The organism is Paenibacillus sp. PK4536, assembly GCF_028594455.2.
In the GTDB taxonomy this organism is placed as follows: domain Bacteria; phylum Bacillota; class Bacilli; order Paenibacillales; family Paenibacillaceae; genus Saccharibacillus; species Saccharibacillus nuruki.
In genome coordinates, this window is record NZ_CP126313.1 from 1,238,089 (window position 1) to 1,254,264 (window position 16,176).

Genomic DNA, 16,176 nt, shown 5'->3' on the forward strand with positions numbered 1-16,176 from the left:
GCCGAAAGGCGTAGTCGACGGACAACAGGTTGAAATTCCTGTACCACCGAAAGCCGTTATGAGCAATGGGATGACGCAGGAGGATAGTGACGCGGACTGATGGATGTCCGTTCAAGCAGTGAGGCTGGTATGTAGGCAAATCCGCATACCCTAAGGCCAGGCTGTGATGAGGAGCGAAAATTGTAGTAGCGAAGGTCATGATTTCACACTGCCAAGAAAAGTCTCTAGCCAGGAAGCAGGTGCCCGTACCGTAAACCGACACAGGTGGGTGAGAAGAGAATTCTAAGGCGCGCGGAAGAACTCTCGTTAAGGAACTCGGCAAAATGACCCCGTAACTTCGGGAGAAGGGGTGCCCCGGTAGTGTGAATAGCACGAGGGGGCCGCAGTGAAAAGGCCCAAGCGACTGTTTAGCAAAAACACAGGTCTGTGCGAAGCCGCAAGGCGAAGTATACGGGCTGACGCCTGCCCGGTGCTGGAAGGTTAAGGGGAGTGGTTAGCGCAAGCGAAGCTATGAACCGAAGCCCCAGTAAACGGCGGCCGTAACTATAACGGTCCTAAGGTAGCGAAATTCCTTGTCAGGTAAATTCTGACCCGCACGAATGGCGTAACGATTTGGGCGCTGTCTCAACGAGAGATCCGGTGAAATTTTAATACCTGTGAAGATGCAGGTTACCCGCGACAAGACGGAAAGACCCCATGGAGCTTTACTGCAACTTGATATTGAACTGGGGTGCGATTTGTACAGGATAGGTGGGAGCCGTAGAAACCGGAGCGCAAGCTTCGGTTGAGGCGCCGTTGGGATACCACCCTGATCGCATTTGAGTTCTAACCTCGTACCGTGATCCGGTACAGGGACCGTGTCAGGTGGGCAGTTTGACTGGGGCGGTCGCCTCCTAAAGTGTAACGGAGGCGCCCTAAGGTTCCCTCAGAATGGTTGGAAATCATTCGAAGAGTGTAAAGGCATAAGGGAGCTTGACTGCGAGACAGACACGTCGAGCAGGGACGAAAGTCGGGCTTAGTGATCCGGTGGTACCGCATGGAAGGGCCATCGCTCAACGGATAAAAGCTACCCTGGGGATAACAGGCTTATCTCCCCCAAGAGTCCACATCGACGGGGAGGTTTGGCACCTCGATGTCGGCTCATCGCATCCTGGGGCTGAAGTAGGTCCCAAGGGTTGGGCTGTTCGCCCATTAAAGCGGTACGCGAGCTGGGTTCAGAACGTCGTGAGACAGTTCGGTCCCTATCTGTCGTGGGCGTAGGAAATTTGAGAGGAGCTGTCCTTAGTACGAGAGGACCGGGATGGACGCACCGCTGGTGTACCAGTTGTTCCGCCAGGAGCATCGCTGGGTAGCTACGTGCGGAAGGGATAAGCGCTGAAAGCATCTAAGCGTGAAGCCCCCCTCAAGATGAGATTTCCCAGTATGTAAGACCCCTTGTAGACGACGAGGTTGATAGGTTGGGGGTGGAAGTGCCGCAAGGCATGGAGCTGACCAATACTAATCGGTCGAGGGCTTATCCAAAATCTACAAATGCGATGTTTCAGTTTTCGGATTCAGTTTTCAGGGAGCAACACGAGCCTGACTGTTTGGTAATGATGGCGGAGGGGTTCCACACGTACCCATCCCGAACACGACCGTTAAGCCCTCCAGCGCCGATGGTACTTGGACCGCAGGGTCCTGGGAGAGTAGGACGTTGCCAAGCAACGAGCAAGACCCAAAGAGTGATTCCTGTTTACAGGAGTCGCTCTTTTTTTGCTTTGTTTTGTTTATTGATTTTGTTTGTTTTCATAGATCTCTAATAATAGGTAAGGCAGACTAGAACTCCAATAGCATCTATACCCTTTGGTTTTAGAGGATGGGTAGAGAGATATAGCATGGATTCCAACGACAACGGGTTGGGGCAATCTCTTCTCTGTGTAGATATGTAGATGTAGAGGATTTAATTTCTGAGAAAGAGCATAAGGTTTGAGTATAAGGGGCTTAGGAAAGATTGTAAGGGCTGTATTTGGATCAAGACAACTAGATAGTATTTTTGTTATGATTAGATTAAACAGGGTGTAAGGTTAGATCAAGATGATCATTATTCTTCTTATACTTTCGATAGATAGCACATATAGAAGAAATCCTTATATGAATCTCTATACAAGTTCAATGCTGCCAATGCTGTGATACATTGTGATCGTATGTATTAAATCTATTAGATCCTTTTCTATATAGAATCTAATAAAGTAGCTTCAAGAAAAGAGCAGCTTCAAGAAAAGAGCAGCTATAAGTTTTGAAATTACTTATGCTAAGGTTACTTATCTTCAGGCTTCTTATTCCTTTGTCTGAAATTCAGAATGGTACCGTCATAACTCTACAATAGAATACACTATCATATAAGTATGTCTAGGTAGTATAGGCGTCTACTTCTGGGCTAGAGGCTTTTGTTGGCAGTGTAAGATCATGACTTTCTTGCTGTATGTGTTTATTACTTTACATAATTATAAAGCGAGCAAAGAGTGTAGAATGAATGATATTTTCATAAGATGGAGTACAAGGAAATAGATAGGACTAAAGTTAGAGCTTAAGAACAATTATATTTTGTATACGTTTTGATTAGGCAAAGAATAAGTCAGTGAGATGGATCATTTCTTGTTATGACTACATGATGTTATATTTCTTCATGTATCTTTGGATCTTCATCTATATAAATACATAAATAAGCTATAGATTATAAGATATTGTATCTTAATCTTAGTGAAGTGTAACTGTTTTGTTACAGAAGTTGTTATAACAAATAGTATACTGATATAAGTATTAGATGGTTCTAAAGTCACGATAGCGAAAAAAAGTGATATTCGTTTTATATAGAAAAATTTAATTTGAAGTCATAGAGCGTAATTAAGTATATTTATTATTAATAGAATGTATAATTATGCAGTATGTGAATTTGATTGTGGATTATACCTTATATATTCACAAATATATGAACATGATGAATTCTATCTTTATTTAGGGGGACGATGTGATGTGGTGGAAGAACAAGCATCGGATATGGAATGTATTATTATTGGGAGTGCTTTGGGGAGCATTAGTAGGTTGTTCGCAAGCTAATATTTCTTGGACTCATTATCAGGGTGCTTTTGTAGAGTCTAGTTTTCCTATTCCAGAAGAAGTGAAGGATATGGATACTGTTATTAATAATAGACAATTGAATTATGTGCGTTATAAGCTTCCAGGAATAGAAGCATCTACATTACCAGACCTGTATTTACAAGAAATTAAAAATTGGGGTTGGAAACAACAACAAGAGAATATAGATGAAGAGCAGACTAACTTTGTTTTTGTACAAGGTAATCGTACACTACAATTAGTATTACAGAATAATTATTTGACTGTTATTGTACCTGATAAAAGTTCGAGAGCACCTATTGCTGAAGCTACGATCAATCCTTAGCATTTGACTAGTGAAGTAGATGGAAAGTCCAAAATTAATACAGAGAACAGAGAACAGAGAACAGAGAACAGAGAACAGAGAACAGAGAACAGAGAACAGAGAACAGAGAACAGAGAACAGAGAACAGAAGTTAAAATTATAAAATAAAAAATCGGTTATCTTCTGCATTTAGAAAGATACCGATTTTTTGTTGTATTGACTTATTTTATGAATGTGTTGTATTTGCTTGTTTAATAGAGTTTTTAGATATTTTGTTAATGGAGTCAATGCAGTTTACTTTTACTGGCTTATTTGTTTGTAGAGTTCAGTAATAGATTAGAAATTAGTTAGAGTAGATAAAATAGCGGGTATTATGCTGTAATTGCTAGCAATATAGTCATTACCGTTAATAATGAGTGAGTAGTGAGTAGTGAGTAGTGAGTAGTGAGTAGTGAGTAGTGAGTAGTGAGTAGTGAGTAGTGAGTAGTTATGAGAGTACTCTATTTAAGAAGTACTCCCTTAATTTTGATATAATAGTCTAGTTATAATGTTGGAAGTCGAATTATTGGATATAATAAGATACTTCTTCTTTTGTTAATTTAATAATGCCATCTTTGCGTTTACGGAATAAACGAAGCAAGATGATTAAACGGGGTAAGCAAAACCAAATATGCCACATAACTAAAGAAATTGAAAAATTGACTGGGAGCCACATACATAAAACAGCAGCAAAGCATAACCCGATCCACGTTGTATGTAATAACACTCTGCGGAATGTAGAATAGCCCATAAATTGATCGGGCAGATAACCGATCCATGGAAATTGAATTTGAAATTTCCATCGTTTGCGTAAATGATTGACCGTCATAATCAATACAGAACGAGAAATAACATATTGAATCCATAATACTAATGGAAAAGAAAGCACCCAAAAACCAAAACTAGACCATGAAAAGTAATACAGTTCAATCGCTAATGTTAGAATAGGTATAAGTAAATATATTAAATTCCAGACTCTGGTCACTGGCCATTTTTTGATGAGTTGATATTGATAAAAAGTTGCATTTTGTTGAGCTTCTGCTACCATCCGGTGCGACCCTCCTTGTATTGTATTATTGTTATCATTTGGTAGTGGTATTTAACTTTTGATCTTCATATTTTCCACGAGAAGTAGTCTGTATCCAATCGCTAGTTGTTACCCTTATATCGGTTAAATATGTACCTTTTGAAATACACGTACTCAAATTATAAGTACCTAGCATATATCATAAGTTAGTTTGAGACGATATCTGTTATTTTGATTATAATAAGAATAGGGAACAATACACAATAAATATTATAGGAATGACTATATGACTAATCAATGGATAGCTTCTACAACCAAATTATGCAAAGCACCTTTGTACAATGCTTTGACTCATTACGCTGGTTCAGATCAGCGTAGCTTTCATGTGCCTGGACATAAAAATGGCATGATCTATACGAATGTGCTCAAACCAATCAGAGGAAATGACTTATTTAGCTCTATACTACAACTGGATGTTACCGAAATTAGTGGTACCGACGATCTTCATTATCCTCAGGGTGTTATTCAAGAAGCTCAGCAGTTGGCTGCCCAATGTTTTGGAGCTGAGGAGAGCCATTTTCTTGTAGGTGGTAGCACAGTTGGTAATCTAGCTCTTATTTTAACAGTATGTAGTCATCCAGGGGATATTATTATTGTACAACGTAATGTACATAAATCGATATTACATGGATTAATGATGGCAGGAGCTAAGGCAGTCTTTTTAACACCGGAGTTAGATCAAGCAAGCGGTCTGGCTGTAATTCCAAATCTAGAAAGTATTGAAGTAGCGTTGAAGCAATATCCGACTGCCAAAGCTGTTCTACTTTCTTCGCCCAATTACTATGGTATGGGTAAAGACTTGAGTGGAATTGCTGAAGCTTGTCATCGCTATCAGATACCTTTGCTAGTTGATGAAGCCCATGGAGCACATTATAGCCAGCATCATCGTTTCCCTATCAGTGCGTTAGCAGCAGGTGCAGATGGTGTTGTTCAATCTACTCACAAAATGTTGGCGGCAATGACTATGAGTGCGATGCTACATGTGCAGGGGGATTTGATTGCTCGTTCTTTATTAAAGCAACGATTGACGATGGTTCAGAGTTCAAGTCCTTCCTATCCGTTGATGGCTTCTCTGGATCTGAGTCGTTATTTATTAGATTGTTATGGAAAGCAAATTTTCACAACTGGATTAGAAGCTCGAGATCATTTTACGGATAAATTGGCGGAAAACAAAAGATTCGATTATTTATCTTTTTCAGATGAGAGATATACACAAGATCCTTTTAAAGTGGTGATCTATGATCTAGAAGGGTATTTGTCTGGTGAAGTCTTGCAAGAGCGGTTAGAGCACTATGGTTGTGTACCTGAGATGAGTGATGATCGGTATGTTGTGCTCGTATTTAGTCTGGGTTCGACATTGGAAGATAGTCTGCGCTTGTTAGATGCTCTTCATCAGATCGCTCAAGAGCCACTCACAGTTAGTGTAGAAGATCATCAAGTAAACAACGTGGAAGAAGATAAGAATCAAGCTACAATAGAGCGTACACGATCTTCTGAGGGCACTAAGGATGACCATTTGTCAAAAAAGATAAGTTCAGTGACTTCATTTCACTTTAATGCGGATAGTGCAGATCAGAAAAGTAATGATCATACAGAACAGCATAGGGATCAAGTAACAAATCAAGGCAAATCTATCAATCTTGATAAAGATCAATCTAATGAGCAAAACAAGTACAATATATCAGAGCCTATTTTGTTTACAATGACACCTATTGATGAAGAAAATGTAGAGGTAGTGTCTCTAGAACAAGCAGAAGGACGTATATGTGCAGAAATGGTGATTCCCTACCCTCCCGGTATTCCCATTTTGTATGCAGGAGAAATCATACATTCTTCTGTATATGATAGACTGTTAACATTACGAAACCATCATCACAAAATACAAGGCACTGCTGATTCTACATTGAATACATTGCGTGTCTATAAATAGATGTCTACCGAGCAGTAGTCTACAGAAAGCAGGAATAAGAATGAAGGCAAAAGGTTTATTTATTGTATTAGAAGGTATGGATGGTAGCGGTAAAACGAGTCAGCTTGAACATATTAAACGTTATCTTAATGAACAACAGATTGATTTTTTATCGACTCGTGAACCGGGGGGAATATCTGTATCTGAACAAATTCGTGAAGTTATTTTGAATGTTGATAATGATATGAGTGGATTAACAGAGTGTCTATTATATGCAAGTGCTAGAAGAGAACATTTAATTCAAAAAGTGATTCCAGCGCTTCAGGCAGGAAGAATCGTTATCTGTGATCGGTATGTGATGTCTTCTTTGGCTTATCAAGGGTACGGACGTGAACTGGGCAAAGCTGTACTCGATATTAATCAATTAGCGATAAATGTAGAGGGTCAGCAGTATTGGGCAGATATGAATATCTATATTGATGTTAAGCCTGAAGTAGGATTAGAGCGCATTATGTCTAAGTCTGGTGAACGAGAAGTCAATCGTCTGGATCTGGAAGCATTGGAATTTCATCATCGAGTACATCAAGGATATATGGAACTATCTGAACAACACGCAGAACGGTTTGTTATGATCAATGGTGAGCAAGATGAACAGCATGTTTTTAACGATATTAAGCAAGTATTGGATACATTAATTCAGCAGTATCATGTATAAGAATAAGGAATATGCTTCTTATTCAGGGTAGTCGGTTACAATATGGATAAAGAGTAAATAGAGGTATTATGTTTATCGATGTCGAATACAAAAAGCAGGGCTTGGTGCCTTACAGATCTGTAAAAGGAGGGCTATTATAATGAAACTGATTATTGCGATCGTGCAAGATAAAGATAGTAACCGTCTATCAGGCGAATTGGTAAAAGCTAATTTTCGGGCAACAAAACTAGCCAGTACAGGCGGATTTTTACGTGCTGGAAATACAACATTTATGATTGGTGTTGATGATAGCCAGATCGAAGCTGTTATGGAAGTCATTCGTAATAGTTGTAAGATTCGTGAACAGCTGGTTACACCAGTTACTCCAATGAGCGGTACAACAGATTCGTATCTTCCATTGCCAGTGGAAGTACAAGTAGGTGGCGCTACTGTATTCGTAATGCCTGTTGAGCGATTTGAACATTTCTAAAAAAGAATTTGATTTTATTTTAAAAAATACGCAAAAATCAGTACATCTTTAAACATAATTAAATAATAAAGAGTATAATTAAGAAACAAACAGAGGATCGGTTACGTTATTGGGAACCGGTCCGTCTTTATTATCTGCTGTAAATCTGTGATCGTTCGTTGTATCGATACGTAAAAATTGAACTTTTTTTCATTTTACTATTCGTAAATCAGTGAATATGAACGATACTAATTAATAACGACTCTGTTTAGCGACTGCTAATTGATATATACACTATCCGGCATATATAAAGAAAATCTGCCTATAAGCAGAAGTTCAATGCCAGCAAAGAAAGGAAGAAAATAATGAAAATTAACCCCGGTTATCCTCCATTAAAAAGTAACCCTATCGTATCCGATTCTCCCAATAGAGTAGTGCAACAACGGAATTTCTCGGATGTGCTTCAAAATAATAGTGCTCAAGCGACACATGATGATATTCAGCGTCAATTTAAAGAGATTCAAATGCAGGGTGACCGGCTTGCAAAATCGATGACACTACGTGAACTTAAAGCGTATCAAATGTTGGTTAAACGCTTTTTGGAAGATACCGTGCGTCGCGGTGTCAAAGTAAAAGAAACGCAAAGCTTCGATCGTCGGGGTCGGGGTAAAAAGTATAAATTGCTAGATGAAGTGGATTCTATGTTGATGAATATGGCAGAAGAATTGCTTCAAAGTGAAGAAGGACGAATCGAGTTATTGCAACGGATGGGTGAAATTCGAGGTATGCTTATTAACTTTTTATATTAATATAGTGAGTATAGATCTTGAAGTGAGCTGTTCAGTAAGGAGGCACCATGTCTTTTCAAGAAATTGTCGGGCAAGATATTGCTAAGCAGATGTTACAAAATGGTCTGCGTAATCAAAAGATTTCTCATGCGTATTTGTTTAGTGGACCAGCAGGTAGCGGTCAGATGAAGATGGCGAATAGCTTTGCCAAAGCATTAGTCTGTATTCATAAAGGCGACGAAGCCTGCGGAGAGTGCATACAGTGTCGCAAGATGGAACATGGTAATCATCCTGATTTTCATGTGATTGAGCCAGATGGATCTTCAATCAAAATTGAGCAAATCCGCGATATTCAGCGGATTTTTTCGTATCGTTCAGAATCGGGTAACCGTAAAATATATATTATCAAAGATGCAGATAAAATGACGATACAAGCGTCCAATAGTCTGTTAAAATTCTTGGAAGAACCGCCAGCACCTGCTGTAGCTATTTTGCTCACAGAAAATGCACAGTCAGTATTGCCTACGATTCGTTCCCGTACTCAACCTATAGTATTTACGCCGCCAGATCCTCAAAAAATGGCTCAAATCTTAGGAGATGAAGGCTTTCCAATGCCTTTAGTACGATGCGTTGTTCATATTGCGTCTGATCTGGAGGAATGCCGAGAATTGCTAGCACAGAATTGGTTTGCAGAAATCAGAAACGTAATGTTACAATTAGGGAAGGAATCCGCAGGTAGAGGGAGTATGAGCCTTATTACTGCTCAGCAAAAGCTGTTTAAAGGCGGACTTGGAGATCATATTGAGCACGTATTTGATCTTTTCCACTTATGGTTTAAGGATATCATTCATATCCAGATTGGAAGGCACGAGAGTATCGTTTTTATAGATCAGTTAGAGTCTCTCTCCAAGGTGGCTACCACTCGTGATATGCAGCATTGGATATCGTGTATGTCGCTTGCTGCAGAGTGTAAGAAAATGCTTCGTTCTCATGTGAATCCACAGTTATGCATGGAGCAATTTCTTATAGGCGTTAGCGGTTGAAGGAGCTTCATCACAGACCGGACAGTGTATAACATCATGCCGAGTGCACAAAGCTTTAAACAAACGCACATTTTTTGAATACGTCATGTCAGGTGAGAATAAGAAGTAATTCTTCATATCGGAATTTTTGCCGTAGAGTTGAAAAACGGTATTGGCAAATGAGGGGGCTTATCTTTTGTATAGTGTAGTAGGAGTCCGCTTTAAAAAAGCGGGTAAAATATATTATTTCGATCCGTTAGACTTTCCAGTTGAAAGTGAACAACACGTTATTGTAGAAACTGCACGTGGGATTGAATATGGTAAAGTAGTGATTGGTAAAAAAGAAGTCAATGAATCTGATGTCGTTCTTCCTTTGAAAAAAGTGATTCGGATTGCAGAAGATCATGATGCTCAAGTAGTAGAAGAAAATCGGATCGCAGCTAAAAATGCTTTCACAACCTGTCTTAACAAAATCAGAGAGCATGAATTGAAAATGAAGTTGGTCGATGTAGAATTTACATTTGATCGTAATAAGATTATTTTCTATTTTACAGCTGAAGGTCGAGTCGATTTTCGAGAGCTGGTTAAAGATCTAGCCAGTATCTTCCGTACACGTATCGAACTACGCCAGATTGGTGTACGTGATGAAGCTAAAATGCTAGGTGGTATAGGTCCTTGTGGACGTATTCTATGCTGTTCTTCCTGGTTAGGAGACTTTGAGCCAGTATCGATCAAAATGGCTAAAGATCAAAGCTTGTCCTTGAATCCAACCAAGATTTCTGGATTGTGTGGACGTCTAATGTGTTGTCTTAAATTCGAGCACGATAATTATGAGAGCGTGAAGGAAGAGCTTCCGGCTATCGGTAAATTTGTCGTCACTTCGCTAGGCGATGGTAAAGTGGTGGGTATCAATGCCGGTTCGCGTACTGTACATGTTCAGATTTTTGACATCAGTAAAGTCAAAGAACTGCCATTGGATGACGTGGTCGTGAAGTAAACCCGATCAAGGCTGCTTTTGAGGTGGGAACTTGGAGAAGAAAAATCTTTTTACACACATTCACGAATTGGAAACACAGATGGATCATATGCATGGAGATATGGGTAAAATGAAGCAAGCTGTGAAAGAACTGTTAGAAGAGAATCAACGCTTGAGTACCGAAAATGAACAGTTGCGCAGAGTCTTGAAAAAAGAGGTTCCTGTTATTGAGCCTAAATCTGTTGGCACCTATTCGTCTAAATTGTATTCAGACTTACCTGATCTAGAAGTCGTTGGAGAAGGTTATGATAATCTAGCACGTATTTATCACGAAGGCTTCCATATCTGTAATGTGTATTATGGACATTTGCGTACAGAAGGCGATTGCTTATTCTGCCTTTCTTTTTTGAATAAATCTGAATAGTAGCATTATCCAAACCGCGGACAGCATTATGCCGCGGTTTTTATATAGTGTAATCATAATGTAGTATCATTTCTAAACAACGCAGGATAAGAAAGGAAATACCATGAACGAACAACCCCTTCTGGCAGATGAGCGTATTGATGATCTGCTTACGTATGACCTTAAAATTATTCAAAGTCGAGAAGTGTTCAGCTTTTCGATGGATGCTGTATTGCTGGCACGGTTTGCCAGTATTCCTAAGCGCGGTAAAGTAATTGATCTTTGTACTGGCAATGGGGTAATACCTATTCTGTTATCGACACGGACAAATGCTAGTATTGAAGGTGTGGAAATTCAAGAGCGCTTAGCAGATATGGCGATGCGTAGTGTAACCATGAATAATTTACAAGAACAGGTGAAGATTCGCGTACAAGACCTTAAAGATATGCCACTTGCAGGTGAACGAGAAGCTTATGATGCCGTAACCGTTAACCCCCCTTATGCTCCTGTAACAGGAAGCGATATGAAGTTAAATATTCATCATGCGATGGCAAGACATGAGATTGGTTGTACATTAGAAGATGTGATTCAAACGTCTGCCAAGCTTCTTCGCAATGGTGGTAAGCTGTCTATGGTTCATCGCCCGCACCGGTTAGCCGACATTATTATTTTGATGCGTCAATATGGAGTAGAACCGAAGCGTATTCGATTTGTACATCCTCGTCAACATATGGAAGCGAATATGGTGTTAATTGAAGGATTACGTGGAGGTAAGCCAGAAATGCGTATGCTACCACCACTTATCGTATATGATGAACATGAACAATATACACCTGATCTCAAAGCTGTCTATTACGGGTTAAAGGAGTCACTATGAGCATACAGATTCAAAAAAGTTTTGCTAAAGGAGAGTCTGCTGTTCTTCATGAAGGGGCAGGCACTTTGTATTTAGTTGCGACACCGATTGGTAACTTAGAAGATATGACGTATCGAGCTGTACGGACATTACAGGAATGCGATATTATTGCTGCTGAAGATACAAGGCAGACTCGCAAATTATTAACTCATTTCGATATTACACCAGGCAAATTACTGAGTTATCATGAGCATAATAAAAAAGCCAGTGGACCGGAGTTAATTCGCCTTATTATAGAAGGAAGTAGTCTGGCGCTTGTGAGTGATGCTGGATTGCCTGCTATATCTGACCCAGGGCAAGAATTAGTGAAGTTAGCACTGGAGCAACAAATTGCTGTGGTTCCTATTCCTGGAGCGAATGCAGCACTGTCTGCTTTGATTGCTTCTGGATTATCGACAGATCGGTTTACGTTTATTGGATTTTTGCCTAGAGATCATAAAGGTCAAGAAGAAGTACTGGGTAGTGTGAAGTATGGAGCAGGTACATTGCTGTTATACGAGTCTCCACACCGAATTATCAAAACATTAACAGCGATTGCACATCATTTAGGTAATCGTAATGTGGTATTAGCGCGTGAGCTGACAAAACGTCATGAAGAATGGACACGTGGTAGCGTAGAAGAAGTACTGGAATGGTTAGAATCGCATCCACCGATTGGTGAATACTGTGTTGTAATCGAGGGACAATCTATCATCGAAGCCAAAGCTGAAGCCAGCGAATGGTGGCAACAAATGACGGTAGAAGAGCATGTGATCCATTACGAAAATAAAGAGAATATTTCACGTAAAGATGCAATGAAAAAAACAGCAAAAGATCGTGAAATCTCTAAACGTGATGTATATCAAGTGTTATTAAATGAAGAAGAGTAAGACGCATATGAGTGGTTACGAAAGAGCTTGCTTGGTAAATACATTTATAATAGAAGAAACTCGTTAAATAGATGAGTTTTTAACAAAAACAATGAAGAAAATAAGCGTGAAAATAGAGGAATCTTGATCTGTTCGAGGTTCCTTTTTGATGTGCAAATTGGAAGTGCTATGCAAAAGGAAGTATAATGAAAGATAAGCCTTTTTTGAAAACCAAAAGAAAGCAAAAAAATACCTTTACCCAGACAAAATGCTGAGTAAAGGTTCAAGGAGATATTAAAAAGGTTAGAATTAATAAGTTGATAGTTCTAGTATAACCTATTTTATTTATTTTGTCACAGGGACAGGAATTTCGGAAATACACTCATTACAAACGATTTTTCCTTTAAAATAAGTTACATTTTCAGCGTTACCACAGAAAATACAAGCAGGCTCGTATTTTTTAAGCATAATGCGCTCGCCATCAACATAGATTTCCAAAGCGTCTTTTTCTCCGATACCTAGTGTACGGCGAAGTTCGATAGGAATTACTACGCGGCCCAATTCGTCTACTTTTCTTACAATACCAGTTGATTTCATCATTACTGATCAATCCTCTCAAATTTAAATATATTAGTTGTTATTGTTTTGTTTGATGTGCTAACATTCGACAAATTTCTATGTTTTATGATATTCATAATACCAACGTTTCCCAAATCAGTCAACCTATAATTTAAGAAAAATACAGTTTTTTTCACTTTTTTTTGAAAAAATATTTTTATATAGCGGTATTATCAAGTATTATGGGGTTAAAATTATTTTGTCGATTTGGAAATTCGTAGCTTGTATATACCGACAACATTCGACAATATCGTCGAAAAAACTATTTTTAATTTTAAATAGTTAGGGTTTATTGATAGAAGGAGGAATTTATTTTGAAGCCTGTACAACCTTTAGGAGAAGAAAAAGTATTTAAAGATCCTGTACATAATTATATCCACGTGCAAGATCGTTTAATCTGGACTTTGATTAATACACCTGAATTTCAGAGATTACGTCGTATAAGGCAATTGGGAACTTCCTATTTAACTTTTCATGGAGCAGAGCATAGCCGTTTTTCACATTCATTAGGTGTATATGAAATTACACGTCGTATTATTTCTCAATTTGAACGTGGTGGTTTTGAAGATTGGCCACGTGAAGAAAGTCTGGTGGCATTATGTGCCGCTTTATTACACGATTTGGGTCATGGACCTTTTTCTCATTCTATAGAAGAAGCTTTTGATATGGATCATGAAGAATGGACGTGTCGTATCCTACTTGGAGATACCGAAGTGAATCGGGTATTGGAAGAAGCAGAAAGTGGTCTTGCTGAACGAGTCGCTTCTGTTATTCGCAAAGATTATGAGAAAAAGATCGTTGTGAATCTGGTATCGAGTCCGTTAGATGCGGATCGGATGGATTATTTGTTACGGGATGCTTATTTTACAGGAGTTAATTATGGAACGATTGATGTTGATCGTATTTTGCGGATGCTTCGTCCTCACAATGGACGCGTCGTTGTCAAAGAATCAGGTATGCATGCGATCGAAGATTATCTTATGGCACGTTATCAGATGTACTGGCAAGTGTATTTTCATCCAGTAACTCGAAGTTCAGATATTGTATTAAAACAAATTTTCCGTCGTGCCAAAGAATTATTCGATGAAGGATTTGATTTTAAATTTTTGCCGTATCCTTTACCCGAGTTATTCAAAGGCGATATTCAAGTTGGTGATTATTTATTGCTAGATGAAGCATTAGTACAGACAGCATTTATGCAATGGACAAGGGAAGACGATGATATTTTGGCAGATGTATGTCATCGTTTTATGCAGCGTAAGTTGTATAAATATGTAGAGACAGATCTAATTGATAAGCAGACAATTAGCAGTATACGTAGTGAATTTGCTAGAGTAGGATTGCATCCTGATTATGATCTAGAAATCGATTTTCCTACCGATCTTCCTTATGATGTATTTCGTCCAGGTGATCCTAAAAAAGAAAAACAAATTCTATTATTAGATCGTCAAAACCGAATCCAAGAAATATCAGAAGTATCGGATATTGTACGTTCGATTAGCGGGATTCATCGCGGTCGATATCATCTCTATTATCCGCAAGATAAGTTGGAGAAAGTTATTCATCAGTTATCCGAAGAAGTGGCAGCGATATTTGAAAACAAAATTAATCCGCCACAGATGGAATTTGAAATATAAGATTAGCGAAAAAAGAACGAGAAACAGAGAAGGAGTGAGAAAAGTATATGTTATTTGATACACATACTCATTTGGATTCGATCGAATTTGCCGATGATCGTAAAGAAGTGATTGAGCGTGCTTATGCACAAGGGGTAACCCGAATGATCAATGTGGGATTCAACCGTGAAACGATTCCCACCACGATGGAATTAGTCGAAAGTTATGAATTTATATATGCGGCTATTGGCTGGCATCCTGTAGATGCGATTCATATGCAACCTGGAGATCTGGAATGGATCGAATCGCTATGCAAACATGAAAAAGTAGTAGCAATTGGTGAAATTGGTCTGGATTATCACTGGGATACTTCACCGAAAGAAGTACAGCATAAAGTATTGCGTGAACAAATCGGTCTAGCACGTTCGATTAATATGCCGATTGTTATCCATAATCGTGATGCTCATGAAGATATTGTTAAGATTTTGCGCGAAGAAAAAGCACATGAAGTTGGAGGGGTTATGCACTCCTTTTCAGGTAGCTGGGAAACGGCTAAAATGTGTCTCGATATGGGCTTTCATTTATCGTTTGGAGGACCGATTACTTTCAAAAATGCGAAGCAACCTAAAGAGGTGTTACAACAGGTTCCAATGGACCGTCTTTTGCTTGAAACAGACTCCCCATTTTTGACACCACATCCTTATCGTGGAAAACGAAATGAGTCCGGTTATGTGACACTTGTAGCAGAAGCTGCTGCTGCGCTAAAAGGGGTATCACTGGAAGAAATTAGTACAATTACAACTAAAAATGCACTGGAACGATTTGGCATTCGGTGAAAAAGAGAGTAAATCACGCAAAAAACAGCGTTAAACGGATATATGAATAAATTATAACCAAAAAACAGAAGAATATGACAACTTTTTAACCATTTATTCAGAAAAACGTGCTTGCTGGTCGCTTTACATGAGGGTTGGGTTCGGGATATTATTTCATCAGTGATTTAATCTTGCTGTTATTACGCAAGATTCCATGATTCGGTCTCGCTGAGTTTCCTGCATAGGAAAACGGGGGAACCAACATATGTCTTCAAGCCATTATTATCAGAATACCGAAGTCATTATGTATGATTCCTTTTACAGGGTCTATGGGGTGAATTGGAGGTACTCGCGCCATGAGCGGAGGAGCCTTCAAAGGGCAAGAAATATGATGTGTCCGAATCCGACAGCTAACCCCGTAAGCGATGCAGAGGCAACCTCGTATTTTCTAACGTTTTCCGAACTGTATTTAGATACGTCGGAAGCCAAGGAAAAGTTGCTTTGCTCTTTTCCAGAGGCTTCTTTTGTTTTGGGCTAAACGAAAAGATTCAGAGAATA

General features: G+C 39.1%; 14 protein-coding genes, 2 rRNA genes and 1 riboswitch (1 of these 17 only partly in view). Of the genes, 14 read left to right on the forward strand and 2 right to left on the reverse strand.

Annotated features, from left to right (window positions below; all coding sequences use genetic code 11):
* From PO903_RS05730 to PO903_RS05740, 3 genes are all read left to right on the forward strand, one after another.
* Nucleotides 1-1,515, forward strand: a 23S ribosomal RNA gene (locus tag PO903_RS05730); it begins 1,464 nt to the left of the window's first position.
* 70 nt (nt 1,516-1,585) lie between these two features.
* Nucleotides 1,586-1,702: ribosomal RNA gene (gene rrf, locus PO903_RS05735) — 5S ribosomal RNA — on the forward strand.
* A gap of 1,308 nt (nt 1,703-3,010) precedes the next feature.
* The gene (locus tag PO903_RS05740) at nt 3,011-3,439 is read left to right on the forward strand and encodes a hypothetical protein (protein WP_273592874.1); all 429 of its coding nucleotides are present in this window, start codon (nt 3,011-3,013) and stop codon (nt 3,437-3,439) included.
* Nucleotides 3,440-3,980: 541 nt separating this feature from the next.
* Here the strand turns inward: PO903_RS05740 and PO903_RS05745 are convergent.
* Entirely contained in the window at nt 3,981-4,505 is a 525-nt protein-coding gene (locus PO903_RS05745; RefSeq protein ID WP_069326052.1) for a hypothetical protein, read from the reverse strand.
* A 265-nt stretch (nt 4,506-4,770) separates the two neighbouring features.
* On the opposite strand from PO903_RS05745, the gene PO903_RS05750 reads away from it, so the two are divergent.
* From PO903_RS05750 to rsmI, 9 genes are all read left to right on the forward strand, one after another.
* A complete protein-coding gene (locus PO903_RS05750) occupies nt 4,771-6,474 on the forward strand; it encodes an aminotransferase class I/II-fold pyridoxal phosphate-dependent enzyme (protein WP_273592875.1) in 1,704 nt (567 codons plus the stop codon).
* Nucleotides 6,475-6,514: 40 nt separating this feature from the next.
* Nucleotides 6,515-7,168 (forward strand): dTMP kinase, encoded by a 654-nt coding sequence (gene tmk, locus PO903_RS05755; RefSeq protein ID WP_273592876.1) that lies wholly within the window; start codon nt 6,515-6,517, stop codon nt 7,166-7,168.
* A gap of 139 nt (nt 7,169-7,307) precedes the next feature.
* Entirely contained in the window at nt 7,308-7,637 is a 330-nt protein-coding gene (darA, locus tag PO903_RS05760) for a cyclic di-AMP receptor DarA (RefSeq protein WP_069326055.1), read from the forward strand.
* A 344-nt stretch (nt 7,638-7,981) separates the two neighbouring features.
* Nucleotides 7,982-8,425: a YaaR family protein gene (locus tag PO903_RS05765; RefSeq protein ID WP_069326056.1), complete on the forward strand. Its 444-nt coding sequence runs from the start codon at nt 7,982-7,984 to the stop codon at nt 8,423-8,425.
* A 47-nt stretch (nt 8,426-8,472) separates the two neighbouring features.
* On the forward strand, nt 8,473-9,447 hold the full coding sequence (gene holB, locus PO903_RS05770) for a DNA polymerase III subunit delta' (RefSeq protein ID WP_069326057.1): 975 nt from the start codon (nt 8,473-8,475) through the stop codon (nt 9,445-9,447).
* A gap of 175 nt (nt 9,448-9,622) precedes the next feature.
* Nucleotides 9,623-10,423, forward strand: a complete 801-nt coding sequence (locus tag PO903_RS05775) for a PSP1 domain-containing protein (protein WP_069326058.1) — start codon at nt 9,623-9,625, stop codon at nt 10,421-10,423.
* Between the two features lie 31 nt (nt 10,424-10,454).
* The gene (gene yabA / locus PO903_RS05780; protein WP_137225667.1) at nt 10,455-10,826 is read left to right on the forward strand and encodes a DNA replication initiation control protein YabA; all 372 of its coding nucleotides are present in this window, start codon (nt 10,455-10,457) and stop codon (nt 10,824-10,826) included.
* Between the two features lie 103 nt (nt 10,827-10,929).
* Nucleotides 10,930-11,682 carry a tRNA1(Val) (adenine(37)-N6)-methyltransferase gene (locus PO903_RS05785; RefSeq protein ID WP_273592877.1) on the forward strand — a complete coding sequence of 251 codons (753 nt, stop codon included), beginning with the start codon at nt 10,930-10,932 and terminating at the stop codon, nt 11,680-11,682.
* Nucleotides 11,679-12,590 (forward strand): 16S rRNA (cytidine(1402)-2'-O)-methyltransferase, encoded by a 912-nt coding sequence (rsmI, locus tag PO903_RS05790; RefSeq protein ID WP_273592878.1) that lies wholly within the window; start codon nt 11,679-11,681, stop codon nt 12,588-12,590. The genes PO903_RS05785 and rsmI overlap by 4 nt, the downstream gene beginning before the upstream one ends.
* Nucleotides 12,591-12,914: 324 nt before the next feature.
* On the opposite strand, the gene PO903_RS05795 is transcribed toward rsmI, so the two are convergent.
* Nucleotides 12,915-13,169, reverse strand: coding sequence for an AbrB/MazE/SpoVT family DNA-binding domain-containing protein (locus PO903_RS05795; RefSeq protein ID WP_017815545.1), 255 nt, complete (start codon nt 13,167-13,169; stop codon nt 12,915-12,917).
* A 332-nt stretch (nt 13,170-13,501) separates the two neighbouring features.
* Here PO903_RS05795 and PO903_RS05800 point away from each other — a divergent pair, with 332 nt between their 5' ends.
* Both PO903_RS05800 and PO903_RS05805 read left to right on the forward strand, forming a co-directional pair.
* Complete coding sequence (locus tag PO903_RS05800) at nt 13,502-14,824, forward strand: HD domain-containing protein (RefSeq protein ID WP_273592879.1); 1,323 nt, start codon at nt 13,502-13,504, stop codon at nt 14,822-14,824.
* A gap of 47 nt (nt 14,825-14,871) precedes the next feature.
* Nucleotides 14,872-15,639, forward strand: coding sequence for a TatD family hydrolase (locus PO903_RS05805; protein WP_069326063.1), 768 nt, complete (start codon nt 14,872-14,874; stop codon nt 15,637-15,639).
* A 195-nt stretch (nt 15,640-15,834) separates the two neighbouring features.
* Nucleotides 15,835-16,058, forward strand: a riboswitch (cyclic di-AMP (ydaO/yuaA leader).
* The last annotated feature ends 118 nt before the right edge of the window (nt 16,059-16,176 follow it).

Bases quoted from the DNA above. Each gene is read 5' to 3' on its own strand.
- PO903_RS05785 (WP_273592877.1), top strand. From the start codon at position 10,930: ATGAACGAACAACCCCTTCTGGCAGATGAGCGTATTGATGATCTGCTT.
- PO903_RS05805 (WP_069326063.1), top strand. From the start codon at position 14,872: ATGTTATTTGATACACATACTCATTTGGATTCGATCGAATTTGCCGAT.
- tmk (WP_273592876.1), top strand. From the start codon at position 6,515: ATGAAGGCAAAAGGTTTATTTATTGTATTAGAAGGTATGGATGGTAGC.
- darA (WP_069326055.1), top strand. From the start codon at position 7,308: ATGAAACTGATTATTGCGATCGTGCAAGATAAAGATAGTAACCGTCTA.
- PO903_RS05750 (WP_273592875.1), top strand. From the start codon at position 4,771: ATGACTAATCAATGGATAGCTTCTACAACCAAATTATGCAAAGCACCT.
- PO903_RS05795 (WP_017815545.1), bottom strand. From the start codon at position 13,169: ATGATGAAATCAACTGGTATTGTAAGAAAAGTAGACGAATTGGGCCGC.
- PO903_RS05765 (WP_069326056.1), top strand. From the start codon at position 7,982: ATGAAAATTAACCCCGGTTATCCTCCATTAAAAAGTAACCCTATCGTA.
- rsmI (WP_273592878.1), top strand. From the start codon at position 11,679: ATGAGCATACAGATTCAAAAAAGTTTTGCTAAAGGAGAGTCTGCTGTT.
- PO903_RS05740 (WP_273592874.1), top strand. From the start codon at position 3,011: ATGTGGTGGAAGAACAAGCATCGGATATGGAATGTATTATTATTGGGA.
- holB (WP_069326057.1), top strand. From the start codon at position 8,473: ATGTCTTTTCAAGAAATTGTCGGGCAAGATATTGCTAAGCAGATGTTA.
- PO903_RS05745 (WP_069326052.1), bottom strand. From the start codon at position 4,505: ATGGTAGCAGAAGCTCAACAAAATGCAACTTTTTATCAATATCAACTC.